The 16592-nt window shown below is 48.9% G+C and carries 17 protein-coding genes and 2 pseudogenes; 2 read left to right on the top strand and 17 right to left on the bottom strand.

Annotation, left to right across the window (positions count from 1 at the left end; translation table 11 throughout):
* Positions 1-72: 72 nt before the first annotated feature.
* The 9 genes and pseudogenes from DXA97_RS16600 to mtaB all read right to left on the bottom strand — a co-directional run bounded on the left by DXA97_RS16600 (position 73) and on the right by mtaB (position 7592).
* Positions 73-1307 (bottom strand): annotated as a pseudogene (locus DXA97_RS16600) (U32 family peptidase).
* A 130-nt stretch (positions 1308-1437) separates the two neighbouring features.
* Positions 1438-2085, bottom strand: coding sequence for an O-methyltransferase (locus tag DXA97_RS16595; protein ID WP_118721160.1), 648 nt, complete (start codon positions 2083-2085; stop codon positions 1438-1440).
* Positions 2082-2480, bottom strand: a complete 399-nt coding sequence (locus tag DXA97_RS16590) for an endolytic transglycosylase MltG (protein ID WP_118721159.1) — start codon at positions 2478-2480, stop codon at positions 2082-2084. Before DXA97_RS16590 ends, DXA97_RS16595 begins: the two co-directional genes overlap by 4 nt.
* Before the next feature lie 7 nt (positions 2481-2487).
* Positions 2488-4158: a ribonuclease J gene (locus tag DXA97_RS16585; RefSeq protein ID WP_243032269.1), complete on the bottom strand. Its 1671-nt coding sequence runs from the start codon at positions 4156-4158 to the stop codon at positions 2488-2490.
* A 23-nt stretch (positions 4159-4181) separates the two neighbouring features.
* Entirely contained in the window at positions 4182-4754 is a 573-nt protein-coding gene (locus DXA97_RS16580) for a hypothetical protein (protein ID WP_118721157.1), read from the bottom strand.
* A 95-nt stretch (positions 4755-4849) separates the two neighbouring features.
* Entirely contained in the window at positions 4850-5119 is a 270-nt protein-coding gene (locus DXA97_RS16575; protein WP_118721156.1) for a DUF1292 domain-containing protein, read from the bottom strand.
* A gap of 92 nt (positions 5120-5211) precedes the next feature.
* Positions 5212-5631 (bottom strand): Holliday junction resolvase RuvX, encoded by a 420-nt coding sequence (ruvX, locus tag DXA97_RS16570; protein ID WP_118721155.1) that lies wholly within the window; start codon positions 5629-5631, stop codon positions 5212-5214.
* Between the two features lie 286 nt (positions 5632-5917).
* Positions 5918-6178, bottom strand: a complete 261-nt coding sequence (locus DXA97_RS16565; protein WP_118543576.1) for an IreB family regulatory phosphoprotein — start codon at positions 6176-6178, stop codon at positions 5918-5920.
* 94 nt (positions 6179-6272) lie between these two features.
* Positions 6273-7592, bottom strand: coding sequence for a tRNA (N(6)-L-threonylcarbamoyladenosine(37)-C(2))-methylthiotransferase MtaB (mtaB, locus tag DXA97_RS16560; protein WP_118721154.1), 1320 nt, complete (start codon positions 7590-7592; stop codon positions 6273-6275).
* Positions 7593-7794: 202 nt separating this feature from the next.
* Here mtaB and DXA97_RS16555 point away from each other — a divergent pair, with 202 nt between their 5' ends.
* Positions 7795-8028 (top strand): HPr family phosphocarrier protein, encoded by a 234-nt coding sequence (locus tag DXA97_RS16555; protein ID WP_118534028.1) that lies wholly within the window; start codon positions 7795-7797, stop codon positions 8026-8028.
* Positions 8029-8131: 103 nt separating this feature from the next.
* On the opposite strand, the gene thiI is transcribed toward DXA97_RS16555, so the two are convergent.
* The 6 genes from thiI to gpr form a co-directional block, all read right to left on the bottom strand.
* A complete protein-coding gene (gene thiI / locus DXA97_RS16550; RefSeq protein WP_118543578.1) occupies positions 8132-9313 on the bottom strand; it encodes a tRNA uracil 4-sulfurtransferase ThiI in 1182 nt (393 codons plus the stop codon).
* A 20-nt stretch (positions 9314-9333) separates the two neighbouring features.
* Positions 9334-10488 (bottom strand): cysteine desulfurase family protein, encoded by a 1155-nt coding sequence (locus tag DXA97_RS16545; protein ID WP_118706775.1) that lies wholly within the window; start codon positions 10486-10488, stop codon positions 9334-9336.
* Positions 10489-10579: 91 nt separating this feature from the next.
* Positions 10580-11317 (bottom strand): 16S rRNA (uracil(1498)-N(3))-methyltransferase, encoded by a 738-nt coding sequence (locus tag DXA97_RS16540; protein ID WP_118721153.1) that lies wholly within the window; start codon positions 11315-11317, stop codon positions 10580-10582.
* A gap of 12 nt (positions 11318-11329) precedes the next feature.
* Positions 11330-12286, bottom strand: coding sequence for a 50S ribosomal protein L11 methyltransferase (gene prmA, locus DXA97_RS16535; RefSeq protein ID WP_118721152.1), 957 nt, complete (start codon positions 12284-12286; stop codon positions 11330-11332).
* 24 nt (positions 12287-12310) lie between these two features.
* Positions 12311-13072, bottom strand: coding sequence for a TSUP family transporter (locus DXA97_RS16530; protein ID WP_118721170.1), 762 nt, complete (start codon positions 13070-13072; stop codon positions 12311-12313).
* 130 nt (positions 13073-13202) lie between these two features.
* Positions 13203-14192 carry a GPR endopeptidase gene (gpr, locus tag DXA97_RS16525; RefSeq protein WP_118721169.1) on the bottom strand — a complete coding sequence of 330 codons (990 nt, stop codon included), beginning with the start codon at positions 14190-14192 and terminating at the stop codon, positions 13203-13205.
* Positions 14193-14433: 241 nt separating this feature from the next.
* Here gpr and rpsT point away from each other — a divergent pair, with 241 nt between their 5' ends.
* A complete protein-coding gene (rpsT, locus tag DXA97_RS16520; RefSeq protein WP_118721151.1) occupies positions 14434-14697 on the top strand; it encodes a 30S ribosomal protein S20 in 264 nt (87 codons plus the stop codon).
* Positions 14698-14933: 236 nt separating this feature from the next.
* Here rpsT and ychF read toward each other — a convergent pair.
* Together ychF and DXA97_RS16505 are read right to left on the bottom strand one after the other, a co-directional pair.
* Positions 14934-16030: pseudogene (ychF, locus tag DXA97_RS16510) on the bottom strand (redox-regulated ATPase YchF).
* Between the two features lie 123 nt (positions 16031-16153).
* Positions 16154-16426, bottom strand: coding sequence for a hypothetical protein (locus DXA97_RS16505; RefSeq protein ID WP_118721149.1), 273 nt, complete (start codon positions 16424-16426; stop codon positions 16154-16156).
* Between the last annotated feature and the right edge of the window lie 166 nt (positions 16427-16592).

The following is a 16592-nucleotide window of genomic DNA, read 5'->3' as shown; positions in this document are numbered from 1 at the left end:
TGGCCTTCGCCAGAGCTTTTAACTATAAAGCATATGCTTTGTTATTCCATTTCACTTCGTAACTGCGCAGATCTACTGAACAGTTCCTTCACTTCTTCTTAAAATGTCGTAAGGGCTGACCTCACAGCCAAGGTCTACCCACAGGATCTGCTTTGGATGCGGTGCGCTCTCCATGGCATTTCCCTCCTCGTCCGTAATGGATTTTACGGTCACCAGGATATTGCGGCCGTCCGGCTTCATGATCTCAATCTGCTCGCCTACGGTAAACTTATTCTTCTGCTCAATGCGGCAGCAGCCATCCTCCCGGACTTCCTCTACGGTACCGAGATAGGTGTAGTTTTTCACGTAAGTGTTGCTGTCGTAGATCTGGCTGTCGGTGGTCGGCTTTCCGAAGTAAAATCCGGTGGTAAATTCACGGTAAGTGCATTTGCCAATCTCTTCCTTGTACCATTCCATGTTTTTCTGGTACAGGGCCGGATCCTTCTTGTAATCATCGATTGCCTTGCGGTAGGTGCGTGCTACGGTTGCCACATACAGGGCAGTCTTCATGCGGCCCTCGATCTTAAAGCTGTCGATACCGGCATCGATAAGCTCCGGAATATGCTCGATCATGCACAGATCCTTGGAGTTGAAGATGTAAGTGCCGCGCTCATTTTCGTAAACCGGCATATACTCGCCCGGTCTGGTCTCTTCCACAACGGAATATTTCCAGCGGCACGGATGCGTGCAGGCACCCTGGTTTGCATCTCTTCCCACCAGGAAATTGCTCAGCAGGCACCGCCCGGAATAGGAAATACACATAGCTCCGTGAATGAAGCTTTCGATCTCCATATCGTCCGGAATGTGTGCACGGATTTCTTTAATTTCCTTTAAGGAAAGCTCACGGGCAGATACCACACGCTTTGCGCCAAGCTGATGCCAGAACAGGTAGGTTCCGTAGTTGGTGTTGTTTGCCTGGGTGCTGACATGCAGCTCCATGTCCGGAAGTACGCGCTTTGCGATCGCAAATACGCCCGGATCGGAGATGATGAGGGCATCCGGACGGATTTCCTTCAATTCCTCAAAGTACTGCTCCACACCCGCCAGATCGTCGTTGTGCGCCAGGATATTGGCTGTGATATAAACCTTTACCCCGCGCTCGTGTGCAAACGCAATGCCTTCCTTGATTTCTTCATTGGTAAAATTCTTTGCCTTGGCTCTGAGGCCGAACGCCTCTCCGCCAGATATACGGCATCCGCACCGTAGATGACTGCTGTTTTTAAGACATCCAGGCTGCCTGCCGGTATCAGTAATTCTGTTTCTCTCATATTTTTTCCCTGTCAGTTTGTTTCTTTTCTACAATTTTGCAACTACTGTGCATATTCCTTCATGTCAATCTTTGCAGCTGCAAGATTTCTGTTGCCATCTTATCCACAATTTTCGTCTTTCAGACAATATTTATCCACTGATTTTCACGCTTAACGCAACTCCATCCCCAATCGGGATCACGCTGGTCTGGAATTCCGGCATGTGTGTCAGTGTATACAGATATTCCCGCATACGCGCATGGATCGTGCGGTTGCGGCGCTCGACTGCGAAGCGGGACTCTATGATATCGCCGTCCTGCAGCACATTGTCGGAAAACAACACACCGCCCGGAGATAACAGGCGGATAATATCCGGCAGCCAGTGGATATACTGTCCCTTGGCCGCATCCATAAAGATAAAATCGAATGGCCCGTCGAGTTCTTTTAAAATAGCTCCTGCATCGCCCTCTAAAAGGGTGATCCGGTCAGACATTCCTGCCTTTTCAAAATTCTCCCGTGCCACGGGAATGCGCGGTTCATATTTTTCAATGGTAATAATATCTGTACCTTCCGGCATAACCTGTGCCATCAAAAGGGCAGAATAACCAACTGCCGTCCCAACCTCCAGAATGTGCTTTGGCTGTTTTGATGCTACCATGGTCTGCAGAAAAACCGCAGTTTCTTTCCGGATGACCGGCACACGCCCGGCTCTCGCCGTCTTTGCGATCTGGTCACAGAAGGCACCATGTCCCCGGTCCAGGGAATGAATATACTGTGTGATCCTATCCTGGTCCATCATGACGCTGTATCCTCCTCTTCTTCCACCTTTTCATTCAGGATCTGAAGCATCTTTTTGGATGACATGGAAGTGTTCAGCGTATAGGTTCCCGGATGAATCTCGTAATCGTAAAACTTCATCTGGACCCGCATGGCAAGCTCGTTGTCAATGAGTCCGTCTATTTTCAGTTCATGGATGGTGTCAGCATCTTTCTGTCCCTGTGGGACCGTAACGGTAATATCCCGCCCCGGCGCCTGCTCCACGGAACTTTCATAAAACAGGGAATGCCCAAAGGCATAACCTCGTGTGATGCCCTCTGCCAGCAGAAGAAGCACAATGGCATACAGGATCAGCTTTCCTGAAATTCCGATGACCGCTCCGGTCACCCTGTTGATATCCTTGGTGATATGGCTCATCTTTAGCCTATTCAACCTCCATAATGATCGGCAGAATCATCGGATTCCGCTTCATACGTTTCCACATAAAGTCACTCAAGCTGTCACGGATTATATTCTTTAACTTGCCCCAGTCGGTCACATGACGGCTCAGGCAGTCTGCTACCGCGTCATCTACCACACGCTTTGCCTCGTCCATGAGGTCCTCAGACTCTCTCACATAGACGAAACCGCGGGATACGATATCCGGTCCTGCAAGAAGCTGGTTGCTATAACGTTCCAGAGTCAGGACTACGATGATGATACCGTTCTGTGCCAGGTTCTGACGGTCACGCAGGACGATGTTTCCTACATCGCCGACACCAAGGCCGTCTACCAGGATACCGCCATGCTGGACATGGTCTACCACTTTGCAGGAATCCTCGCAGATCTCCACAACATCGCCGGAAGACATGATCAGAACATTTTCCTTCGGCACACCCACTGCAGTCGCGATAGACTGGTTTGCCATTAAGTGACGGTACTCTCCGTGTACCGGAAGTGCATACTTCGGATGCAGCAGGGAGTAGATGAGCTTGATCTCCTCCTGGCATGCATGGCCGGATACGTGGGTATCTTCGGTGATGACTTCAACACCACGCATAGCCAGCTCGTTGATGACCTTCGCTACCTGCTTTTCGTTGCCCGGGATCGGGGTAGAGCTCATGATCACGACATCGTTTGGCTTAATGGATACCTTACGGTGCAGACCGGATGCCATACGGGACAAGGCCGCCATGGACTCGCCCTGGCTTCCTGTGGTGATCAGAACGGTCTGCTCGTCCGGATAATTCTTTAACTGGTCGATCTCGATGAGGGTGCCATCGGAAATGTTGATGTAGCCCAGCTCATTCGCTGTGCCAATGACATTGACCATGCTCCGGCCCTCTACAACAACCTTACGTCCGTATTTTTCTGCAGTGAAGATGATCTGCTGCACACGGTCTACGTTGGATGCGAAGGTTGCCACGATGATACGGTTATTCTTATGCTCTGCGAAGATTGCATCGAAAGTCTTGCCTACGGTACGCTCAGAAGCGGTGAAGCCCTTGCGGATCGCGTTTGTGCTATCGCTTAAGAGTGCCAGAACGCCTTTTCTTCCCAGCTCTGCAAAACGTGCCAGGTCAAATGCATCACCAAACACCGGAGTGTAATCTACCTTAAAGTCTCCGGTGTGCACGATGATGCCGGCCGGGGTAAACAGTGCAAGTGCTGCGGAATCCGCAATGCTGTGGTTCGTCTTGATGAACTCCACGCGGAAGCAGCCTAAGTTCACGGACTGGCCATGTTTTACCACCTTGCGCTTGGTGCTCTTCATCAGGTTGTGCTCTTTTAATTTATTCTCGATCAGTGCAATGGTCAGCTTGGTACCGTATACCGGAACATTAATCTTCTGTAAGATATACGGAAGTGCACCAATATGGTCCTCATGTCCGTGGGTGATCACAAAACCTTTGACTTTATCGATGTTACGTTCCAGATAAGTCACATCCGGGATGACCAGATCGATTCCCAGCATATCATCGGTCGGGAATGCAAGACCACAGTCGACAACCACGATGGTGTCTTCATACTCGAATGCGGTAATATTCATACCGATCTGCTCCAGACCGCCAAGCGGGATAATGCGTACCTTCGGCTTGGAAGCAGTATCTGCCAGGACATTCTTTGCTTTTGGTGCCCTTACCGGCTTTTCGCTTCTTGCCGGGCGCTCTGCTCTTGCAGCTTCTCCGTTCTTACCTGCTTCTCTGCACCTGCTGCCTTATCTGCTTTCTCTGTGCGGGCTGTGCGCTCACCTCTTGCCGTTTTTTCTCCTCTGGCTGCTGTGTTCCGTACAGCTTTCTGGGTTCTTGGCTTTCTTTCTTCCTGCTGTTTGCCCTCTTCGGAAACTTCTGCTCCTTCTTCCTTTTTCGGAGCCTTAGCCGCGCTTCTCGGTCTTCTTGGTCCCCTGCTGCGGTTATTTCTTGCCGGACGTTCCGTTTTCTCAGCACCAGCTTCTTCCGGCGCACCAGCCACGGCTGCATCTGACGCTCCAGTTGCATTCTGTTCCTGGTTTTCCGGCTGCATTTTCTCTACAGCAGCTCCTGCTTCCTGGATTGTTTCCTGCACCGGTGCACTTTTCACGCTCTGTACCGCTGCTTCTTTCTTTCTGGAAACAAACTCAGCCAGCTCCGCCAGTACAGACTTTTCTTCCTGCTGTGGTGCCTGGGAATATCCGTCTGCCGGTTTGTCATTCTGATTGTTCTGATTTTCCATGCTTTCTATTTTCCTCCAATTTATTTTCCATAAAAGCTTACTTTGAAGATCCACTTCTTGAAAATCTGCTTTTTGAAGATTGATTCCCTGAAGCGTTATTTCTGAAGCTCTACTTCCATATCTTCCATTAATTCGGTAAAAATTTTGAAGAGATAGTCCATCTCATCATCGTTCTCTACAAACTCGTATACCGCATCGCTATCCTCTGCCTTGGAAACATCCTTTAAGATATAGCACTCGCCATCCTCTTCATCGTCGGAATCTGTCACAAGAAGGTAATTCATTCCATTGATCCGGGTTTCCTCCAGAACATAAAAATCCACACTTTCCCCAGTATCGGTCTGCAGGGTAATTTTCTCTTCCATCACGTTCTCTCCTGTTTTTTGTCACTATTCACGTGTTGCACAAACAATCACATTTTGTAACTGTTCAGTACCTTCACAGTTACCACGTTTTTTTACTTCAGGGAGCCCAGATACGACTGCAGGATCAAAGTGGCCGCAATCTTGTCGATCACCTTTTTCCGGTCTTCTCTGCGCACTCCGCTTTCGATCAGAATCTCATTTGCTTCAATAGTTGTCAGACGCTCGTCCCACAAGACAACCGGAAGGCCAGTCCTGCGCACAAGCATATCGCGAAATTCTTCTGTTTTCTTTGCACGTTCCCCAATAGAATCATCCATATTCTTAGGATATCCCAAAACGATCGTTTCAACCTGATATTCCGCCACAAGGGCTTCAATCCGGGCAAGGGTCTTACGCAGCTTATTTTCTTCTTTCCGGGTAATCGTCTCCACACCCTGGGCGGTTATGCCCAACGGATCGCAGACTGCTACCCCTACTGTTTTGGATCCATAGTCCAGTCCTAAAAGTCTCATAAAATTTTTCCTTATTCATTTCTATATACGTTGCTGTTCCCGCATGCGTGCCCAATAACAGGATTTTGCCGGTGTTTCGCATTCTAAATCAGCCAAACCGGCCAGCGGCAGCTTTTCCGGCTGCATGGCAACACAAAACTGCCAGCCTCTCCGGACGGATATGGCTGGCAATCATCTTTCGTTCATCATTTCGTGATATCATCACTCCATAATTTCGCCGTTCGTCAAAAACCTGCAACCAGTTTTCTGACTCACTTTCACTCATTATATCAGGCACACGTCTTCTTTATTTCAACTTCGCGTCGATATAAACAGACATCAGCTCTTCCAGAATCTCATCACGCTCTACTTTCATGATCAGACTTCTGGCACCTTTATGGCTGGTGATATAGGTTGGATCCCCGGACATAATATAGCCTACGATCTGGTTTACCGGATTATAACCCTTTTCCGTCAGCGCCACGTACACCTGCTCCAAAACCTGGCTGACATCCATTTTGTTCTCCTGTACTGCTTTAAAAAACTGTGTGTTATGAATTTCGCCCATATTGTTCACGTCCTTTAACTATTCTTCTCTATTCTATACTACTTTCCAGGATTCGTCAAGCGCAAGGCTTCGCTGCTATTCGAGTTGTTGCTGTTCACGCATGCGTATCCAGCAGCAGAACTTCATCGTTCATCGCCCTGACAAGGACTCCTTCCGCCATTTTATTCTTCAGGTTTTCTGCATAAGGCACCACAGCTTTTACATATTCCATGGTATGGCCGATCATATATTCCACACCATCGATCTCAGTTTTTTCCTCGAGAAGTACCGTCTTTTTCTTTCCAAGAAAGCTTTCCCGGTATGCTTTTGACATCTGCTTTTCAAGTTTTAATAAAATCTCACTTCTGGCAGTTTTCACCTGCTCCGGAATCTGGTCCGGCATGCGGTCCGCGCGGGTTCCTGCTCGTCTGGAATATTTGAAAATGTGCATCTCATAGAAGCCGGTCTGCTCTAAAAAGGCTTTTGTTACCGCAAATTCTTCCTCGGTTTCTCCCGGGAAGCCCACGATCACGTCGGTCGTGACAGCCGGATTATCGAAGAAACGGCGCAGGATCGCGCAGCCCTCTGCATATTCCTCTGTAGTATAATGGCGGTTCATCCGTTTTAAGGTCTCGTCGCAGCCGCTCTGTAAGGACAGGTGGAAATGCGGGCAGAATTTCGGCATGCCGGCCAGCGCCTTTGCGAACTCCTCTGTGATGATCCGCGGCTCCAAAGAGCCGAGACGGATGCGTTTGATCCCCTCTACCTCATGTACCTGGCGGATCAGACTCAGCAATGTTTCCTTATGCTCCTCTTCAAAATCTACTCCATAAGAGCTTAAATGGATTCCGGTCAGAACCACTTCCTGATAACCTGCTGCCGCTAACTCCCTTACCTCAGCCACGACCTCCTCCGGCCTGCGGCTGCGAACCCGGCCACGGGTGTACGGAATGATGCAGTAGCTGCAAAATTGGTTGCAGCCGTCCTGTACCTTTAAAAAGGCGCGGGTATGGTCCGCGATCTTATGGATGGAAAGACGTTCGTACTCCTGTGTCTGGCCAATTTCAATGACATGGTCACTGTCCGTGTGGTCCTGAAAATATTCTTCCAGGATCGGGACCAGGTCCTGCTTTTTATTATTTCCGATGATGACATCGACCGCCAGGTCAGCCTTTAATTCTTCAGCCGCTGCCTGTACATAGCAGCCTGCTGCAACCACCACGGCATCCGGATTCTGCTTTTTAGCCCGGTGCAGCATCTGTCTGGACTTGCGGTCCGCGATATTGGTCACGGAACAGGTATTGATGATGTAAACATCGGCTTTTTCATGGAATGGCACAATCTCGTATCCGGCTTCTTCCAGAAGCTGCTGCATTGCTTCGGTTTCATAAGAATTCACCTTGCAGCCCAGATTGTGCAATGCTGCCGTTCTCATATTTTTTCTCCTTATTCTCTGTTGTTTTTCTAACAAGCTACAGTTGTTTCAGAACCAAAATTCCTAACAAACATTTAACCTGTTTTCTTGAAAACTCCCTATTGACTTTCCCTAAATATCTTTGTAAAATTTATCATAAGGCGAGCGAATTTTTATCCATACGCCAAGATTAAAAAGGTAACCATTTAAGGAGGTTTCTCACATGAAAACAGTTCGTATTTCTTTAAATTCTATTGATAAAGTAAAGTCCTTCGTAAACGACTTAACCAAGTTCGATGTTGACTTCGATCTGGTATCCGGCAGATACGTCATCGATGCAAAATCCATCATGGGTATCTTCAGCCTGGATCTTTCCAAGCCGATCGATTTAAACATCCACGCTGAGGCTGGTATCGACGAGATCTTAGAGACCCTGTCCCCATACATCATCAAATAATCATCGCTTACGTGATTTTTAATAAGGATACTCCGTTTGGAGTATCCTTATTTTTTACCCGGAACCCTGCGAAAGCAAGCATTCCGGGTTTATGTTTCAACCTTTAGTCACACCAGATGACTTCTTCTGTCTCCAGTGCCGTCTGAACCATCTGGTCGATCTTCTCTTCCAGCTTTGTCTCAGACTTATGGATGATGTTTAAGTTCGGTTTGGTTACCGGATGCTTTGCCACAAAAATGGTGCAGCAGTCCTCGAACGGCTGAATGGAGGTCTCAAAGGTTCCAATCTTCTCGGAAATGTCGATGATCTCCTGCTTGTCAAAACCGATCAGCGGGCGGAATACCGGCATGGTGCAGACCTCATTGGTCGCAGCCAGGGACTGTACGGTCTGGGATGCCACCTGCCCGATGCTCTCGCCGGTTATGAGTGCCAGGGAATCGCTCTTTTTCGCGATCTCTTCTGCGATCTTCATCATGTAGCGGCGCATGATGATGGTCAGCTCCTCATGCGGGCACTGCTCGTAAATGTAGAGCTGGATGTCGGTAAAGTTTACAACATGCAGCGGGATCGGTCCGGAATAGCGTGCTACCAGCTTTGCCAGATCAACCACCTTCTGCTTTGCACGGTCACTGGTATATGGCGGAGCATGGAAGTAAACCGCATCGATCTTCACGCCGCGCTTTGCGATCATGTAGCCTGCTACCGGGCTATCAATACCGCCGGATAAGAGCAGGGTTGCCTTTCCGTTGGTTCCAACCGGCATACCGCCCGGTCCCGGGATCATCAGGGAGTAAATGTTTACCAGCTTGCGGATCTCCACATGGAGCAGCACATCCGGGTGATGCACATCTACGGAAGTCTCCGGGAACGCATTTAAGATCACCTCGCCAAGGTCACAGTTCATCTGCTCGGAGCGCACCGGATAGTTCTTATCGGCACGTCTGGAATCTACCTTAAAGGTAAAATGCTTATCCGGATAAACCTGGTCGATGTAATCGACAACAACCTTCTTTAAATTCTCGTAATCCTTTTCCTCGATCTGAAGCATCGGACAGATCCAGGCAATGCCGAATACCTTCTTTAATGCGTCGATCACCTCATCGTAATCGTACTCGCTAAGCGCCTGTACATAAATACGGCCAGATTCCTTCGATGCGATGAAAGAACCTTCTACCTTTTTGAGTGCGTTCTTGATCTGCTTGATCAGCGCATCTTCAAAGAGGTAACGGTTTTTTCCCTTGGTACCGATCTCTGCGTACTTAATCAAAAATGACTGGTATACCATAATTCTCCTTTTTTCCTTTCTTATCCTCTCTGGTAACGGCGAAGCACCGGAACCAGTTCCTTTAATGTATCAATTGTATAATCAATTTCTTCTTTCGTGTTAAACATGCCAAAGCTCATGCGGATCGTGGAATCCAGAAGCTTCTGTGCCACACCAATGCCCTTTAAGGTTCCACTGATGCCCGGATGATTGGAAGAGCAGGCAGAACCGGAAGAAACGTAAATGCCCTTATCCTCCAGCGCATGCAGAAGTACCTCGCTGCGCACGCCTGCAAAGCTGACGCTGACGATCTGTGGTGCACTCGCCTCACCCTTTTTGCTGTTGATTACCGTTCCCTCGATCTCACCCAGCCGGTCTGTCATGTAATCTTTCAGTTCGATCAGCTTCGCAACCTTTGCCGCATGATCGGTGTACATTTCCTTTGCTGCAGCGCCAAAGCCTGCCACGCCTGGAACATTTTCCGTGCCGGAACGCATACCGGCCTGCTGGCCGCCGCCATAGATCAGCGGTTTGATCTTTACACCGTTTCGGATATACAAAAATCCGACACCCTTCGGTCCGTGAATCTTATGGCTGCTGACCGATAACAGGTCAATGCCCTGTTTTTTCGGGCGGATCACATATTTTCCGTAAGCCTGAATCGCATCGACATGGTAGAGCGTAGACGGATTTTTTGCCTTGATGATCTTTGAGATTTCCTCAACCGGCTCCACAGCGCCCACCTCATTGTTCACATACATGGTGGAAACCAGGATGGTATCCGGGCGGATGGCCTCCTCCAGTTCTTTCAGGCTGATGTGCCCGTCATGATCCACCGGAAGAATGGTCACCTCAAAGCCAAGCTCCTCTAAAACCCCGAGCGGATTGTACACGGACGGGTGCTCGATCGAGGTGCTGATGATGTGTTTCCCGGCTCTCTGGTTGGCCCAGGCAGTACCGATCAGCGCCATATTGTTGGACTCAGAGCCGCCGGAGGTAAACAGGATTTCCTTTTCCTGTACCTTCATGGTATCGGCAATGATCTTTCTGGCATCGCGGATATACTGCTCTGCCTCCATGCCCTTGCGGTGCTTTGCCGCCGGGTTTGCGTAATCCTCTGTCATTGTTTTTACCACAATGTCCTTCACACTGTCGAGAACCTTTGTGGTAGCTGAATTATCAAAATATGCTTCCATTGCATTTCTCCTGTATTTGTTGCAAATTGCAGCGTTTCCATGTTCTTAGACCCGGTTCGGCTGCATGGCCCCTGCTGCTTCTTACTGCCCGTTACTGCTCCAGCTGGAACATTAAAATAGAAAGCATTGTCATGCCTGCAGTCTCCGTGCGCAGGATTCTCCGCCCCAATGTAATGGGGTGAATCCCCTCTTCCATGGCCATTTCTACTTCTTCTACATCAAAGCCGCCTTCCGGGCCGATAAAAATGCCCACACGCATGCCGGGCTTTACCTGCTCCAGAATGGCTTTGGTTTCCTTCATGCCCTCTGCCAGCTCATACGGGATCAGATTGACATCGAACCCTTTGGCATAGGCAAAGGCCTCTTTCATGGTCAGCACGCCGTGAACCTGCGGGATCATCATGCGGCCTGACTGCTTGGCTGCGCTCTCTGCGATCGCATTCCAGCGCTTTAATTTGGACTCTTCTTTTTTCCGGTCCAGCTTCACGACTGCACGGCGGGTTGCCACCGGAATGACCTCATGCACGCCCAGTTCCACTGCCTTCTGGATAATGAGCTCCATCTTGTCGCTCTTTGGCAGTCCCTGGAACAGATAAAGCTCTGCCGGAAGCTCGCTCATATTCGTATCTTCCGTGAGGATTTTTGCACGTATCTCCGCTTCGCCAATGGTTTCCAGCTCACAGATATAGCTGCGGGAAATCCCGTCCCGGATTCCGACCTGCTCTCCGGTTTTCATGCGGAGGACATTGCGGATATGATTGACATCCTGACCGGTAATCACGGCATAGCCATCCATGATCTGCGCCGGTGTTACAAAAAAATGATACACGATTCCTGCTCCTTATTTTCTGCGGGCGGTGATGGATACCCAGTCACCCTGGTAGGTAGTTTCCACGATTTCAAGCTCCGGATTTGCATTCATCGCGTCTTTGACATCCTGTTCCTTGGTGTTGATGATACCGGAGGTGATGAACATGCCGCCGTGTTTGATGTGCTTGCAGATTTCCCCCTGCAGCATGATGATGACCGGAGCCAGGATATTTGCAACGGCAATGTCATAGCACTCATAGCCAGCCTGGTCCTGAATGGCTTTGTCATCGATGATATTTCCCTGTACCACATGGAAGCGGTCTGCCGGAATGTCGTTGGACTCCAGATTCTCGCCCACTGCCACGATCGCATTCTCGTCCAGATCCGTACCAAATACACTTCTTGCACCAAGCTTCAATGCCGCAATGCCAAGGATACCGCTGCCGGTTCCCACATCGATCACATCAGTTTCCGGAGTTACGTACTTGCGCAGCTGGCGGATGCACAGCTGTGTCGTCTCATGCATACCGGTTCCGAATGCAGTACCCGGATCGATCTGGATCAGAAGCTTATCCTTATGCTCCTCCGGAATCGTCTCCCAGGTTGGTTTGATGAGGATGTCGTCTACAGTAAACGGTTTGAAATACTGTTTCCAGTTGTTGATCCAGTCCTTATCCTCAGTCTCAGAAACACTTAAGGTACGCTCGCCGACGTTGACAAACTCAGCGATCTCGTCCAGCCCGGCATTGACCTGGTGAATGATGTTTTCCAGATTGCTTAAGTCCTCTACATAAAAGCTCACCTTTGCAGTACCATCGTCCGGCGGAAGCTCTGGAAGAATATCGATGAACATGCCTTTGGTGTCTGCATCGGATAACGGAACATTATCCTCGATTTCAATACCCTCAATGCCGATCTCATCCAGCATGCTGCTGATGAGGTCAACGGCTTCGGTTGTCGTCTTTAACGTAAATTTGGTCCACTTCATGAGGTCCTCTCCTTTTTCTTCTTTTTAAATCCCCAGCAGGATTTTCACAAACAAAATAACCAGCACCACAAGGATCAGCGGCCGGACGATTTTCTGTCCGTTGCTTACCACAAGCCCGGAGCCTATGTAATGACCGGCAATGCAGAACACTGCTGCTGCCAGTCCCAGCCCATAATAAACGGTTCCGTTCAGTAAAAAATTGGCCAGCGCCATAACATTGGATGACAGATTCAGCACCTTCGTCATGGCAGATGCCTCGCGCACATTCAGATGTGCCGCACCAGTCAGAACCAGAAGCAGAAAGGTTCCGGTCCCCGGCCCGTAAAAGCCATCATACATGCCAATGACCAGTGCCGCCAGCACACAGATCAAAAGCACATGTCTGGCCGGAAGCTTCTGGACCGTCTCTTCTGCTCCCATGTTTTTATTCCGTAAAACATAAAAGGCAACGACCGGCAGGACCACCATCATCATGTGTTTGATCACAGTGTCACTCACCAGAAGTGACAGGCTGGAGCCGATGTAGGAGCCCGTAAGCGACATGAGGCAGGCACAAGCCGTGGTTATGATCAGCCGTTTTTCTTTCAGATAGCCGTTTTTTAAGTACCTCCAGGTCGAAACGCTTGTCCCCAGCGTAGAAGACATTTTATTGGTACCAAGGGCAAAGTGGGCCGGAACCCCGGCAATGATATAAGCCGGAAGGGAGATCAGTCCGCCTCCGCCTGCTATGGAGTCAACAAATCCCGCCAGAAAAACCAGCGGGCATACGATCAGATACTGTAACATAAAATACTCTTTCCTGCTGATGTCTGCATCCGGCATACAACAGCCTTTTTCTTGCAAATCGGCAAAATGCCACAAATATCAATATAACATAGAATCCGCGGCATGACAAGGGCTCCCACATTTCTTGTTTTTATATTTTGTGTGAAAATAATGCCTTATGAATACTTTCTGATATTGTATAGCTCAGATTTTCAATCCGTTCATCGATATCCGGAGGTGTCACATACAGATTTCCAAATTCCGGTGCCAGAAGCTCCCGAATCAGCAGATACTGCTCCTCCGGCACCAGGCTCTCCATATATCGTCCGGTTTCTTTTGTTCCACTGTTCTTTTTTAAGGTCTCTGTCATGACATCTACCGTATCATAGACGATTGCCGCCGCACTCACCACAGTCGGAACGCCAACCGCCAGAACCGGTACGCCCAGGCTTTCCTTCGTCAGGCTGTGCCGGTGGTTTCCCACACCTGATCCCGGATGGATTCCGGTATCGGTGAGCTGGATCGTCGTTCCCAGTCGCCGGATGCTGCGGGCCGCCAACGCATCTATCACGATCAGAAGATCCGGCTTCGCTTCCCGGACAATCCCTTTTAAGATTTCCGCTGTTTCCATGCCGGTCTGGGCCATAACCCCAGGCACGATGCCGCTCAGTACCGGAAGCTGGTGCTCTTTGCAAAAGATCGCGCCATACTCTTCCTTCAGATGTCTTGTCATCTGCAGATGGCTGATCACTCTCGGTCCCAGCGCATCCGGCGTCACATGGTAATTTCCCAGTCCCACTGCCAAAATTCCCGCCTCCCGTTCCTTTTTCCCGGTGAGCTTTTGGATCAGCTCGCAAAAATACCCGGCCAGCTTCTCCGAAATTTCTTCGTGGTATCCCTCGTCCTTTTTAGCCAGCGCATCTGCCTCCAGTGTCAGATAAGTTCCCACCGGCTTTCCCATTGCCCTGGCTCCCCGCTCATCCAGGATCTTCACCTCTGTCATCCGGATATCCGAATGGCTCTCCCTCCACTTTCTCAGCGAAACACCTGAGATTTCCCCTCCATCACCCGGAAAACGCTCCTGTTCTTCCACTGCAAGATCCGTGCGGACCTCAAATTCTGTCCTATTTTCCTGCTTCATCTCTTTCTTTATTTTTTCCCTTATTTCTTTTCTTATTTCTTTTCTCATTTTTTGCATTCCTTATCATTTCTTTTCCGCTGCTATCCTTATATTTTTCGCAAAATTAAGCAATTTATGTATTGACATTTTGAGCCGGATTAGGTAGAATGCAATAGTATGTTTACATTGAACTGTCCGTGTCCAGACTTTGATGCAAACCAAAGACTATGAATAAAATTTTTGTTAATTGGAGGTGCCCAGATTGGCTAACATTAAATCTGCTAAAAAGAGAATCTTAGTAAACGAGACCAAGGCTGCTAGAAACAAAGCAATCCGTTCTAAAGTGAAAACTGCTTGCAAGAAGGTAGAGGCTGCTGTAACCGCTGGTGATAAGGCTGCTGCTCAGACCGCATTACTTGCTGCAACTTCCGAGATCGATAAGGCTTGCACCAAGGGTGTATACCACAAGAACACCGCTTCCAGAAAGGTTTCCCGCCTCTCTAAAGCTGTTAACGGTATGGCTTAATCATAAGACTGGAATATTATAAATAATCAAAAAAGCTTCGGTTCCTGGGTGTGAGGAACCGGGGCTTTTTTGTTTGTCTTTTTCCCGTGATAACGCGCATTCCGTAAAACGATTTTCATAAGCCACAATTTCCATGACATAAAAAAAGAGAAACCATCGCAGATACCCTGCAGCGGTTTCTCTTTTTTAACATTACAGTTCTTGCATTTGCACAAACTTTTTCATGCTTTTTGTTCTTATACGTTGAAACGGAACAGGATCACATCGCCATCTTTGACAACGTAATCTTTTCCTTCCAGGCCAACCAGGCCTTTTTCTTTTGCCTTTGCGTAAGTACCGCAATCTAACAGATCCTGGTAATTTACGACCTCTGCACGGATGAAGCCACGCTCAAAGTCAGAATGGATCTTTCCGGCTGCCTGCGGAGCCTTGGTGCCAACCTTGATAGTCCATGCACGGGTCTCATCCTCACCGGAGGTCAGGTAACTGATCAGCCAAGCAGGCGGTAGCTTGCAGCGATCAGCTTATCCAGACCAGACTCTGCAAGACCAAGTGCATCTAAGTATTCCTGTTTCTCGTCATCATCCAGCTCTGCGATCTCCTGCTCGATCTGGGCACAGATTACAAATACCTCGCAGTTGTTCTCTGCAGCATACTCACGGACTGCAGCAACATGCGGATTGGAAGCGCCGTCGTCTGCCAGATCCTCCTCGCCAACGTTTGCAGCAAAGATAACCGGCTTGCAGGTTAACAGGTTCAGGGAATTTACGAAAGCCATAACATCTTCGTCGTCATTCTCGTAGCTGGAAGCCATCTTTCCATCTTCCAGGACTGCCTTTAACTCTTTTAAGATCTCTACCTCTTTTGCCAGGGACTTGTCGTTGAATGCAGACTTGGAAGTCTTTGCGATACGGCGCTCCAGGATCTCGATATCGGAGAAGATCAGCTCCAGGTTGATGGTCTCGATATCACGGATCGGATCTACACTGCCCTCTACATGGATGACGTTCGGATCCTCAAAGCAGCGTACCACGTGAACGATCGCATCGACCTCACGGATATTGGCAAGGAACTGGTTTCCAAGGCCCTCACCCTTGGAAGCACCCTTTACCAGACCTGCGATATCAACGAACTCGATCACAGCCGGGGTTACCTTTTTGGAATGGTACAGGTCTCCCAATAATTTTAAACGGTTATCCGGAACCGCAACCACACCCACGTTCGGGTCGATGGTACAGAACGGATAGTTAGCAGACTCTGCACCAGCCTTGGTCAGAGAGTTAAACAGGGTACTCTTGCCGACGTTCGGCAGACCTACGATACCTAATTTCATAGTTTCTATTTCCTCCTTAGAAATACGCAGGAACGTATTTTATCTCTCAGCTTCTTACTTTTTAGCAGAAAAAGCGAGTTTTATTCTCGTATACTATAACATAGGTAGAAAAAAAAGTAAATGTCAGTGACGTCCTCTCTCGGCTAAAGTCACGGTTATGTTTGTGCAAGGCGCCAGTGCCTGCTTATCCATGACAATAGCCATATAGTCAAACAGCATCGGAGCAGAAAGTTCCCGGATCATGGCACCGTTACTCTTAATCGATGCAGTAAAGTTCGCGTTGCCATGGCGCAGCTCCTGTGCAGCAGCCAGGTGTTCATTTCCACCGGTGCCTCCGTGCCCGGCGCTCCAGTTTCCAAATAGCCTATCAGATATTCTATGGCGAATCAAGCGCATACGTGAACTACATCGGCAATTGAATTACCGAGCATCTGATTACGAAGCATAGCTCCATAGTTTCAGGGGTGCGTCCATGACACCCTTACTGCTACCCAGGTGGGTTACACAGCTACTTTTATTGTTTTTGTACTGCTCAGCCCGGTTACGGGCATATCAATTTCTT

Origin of the sequence: Clostridium sp. OF09-36, assembly GCF_003481985.1 — a bacterium.
In the GTDB taxonomy this organism is placed as follows: Bacteria; Bacillota; Clostridia; order Lachnospirales; family Lachnospiraceae; genus Brotaphodocola.
Note: the sequence above shows the minus strand (reverse complement) of the source record. Positions and strands in the feature narration are given on the sequence as shown.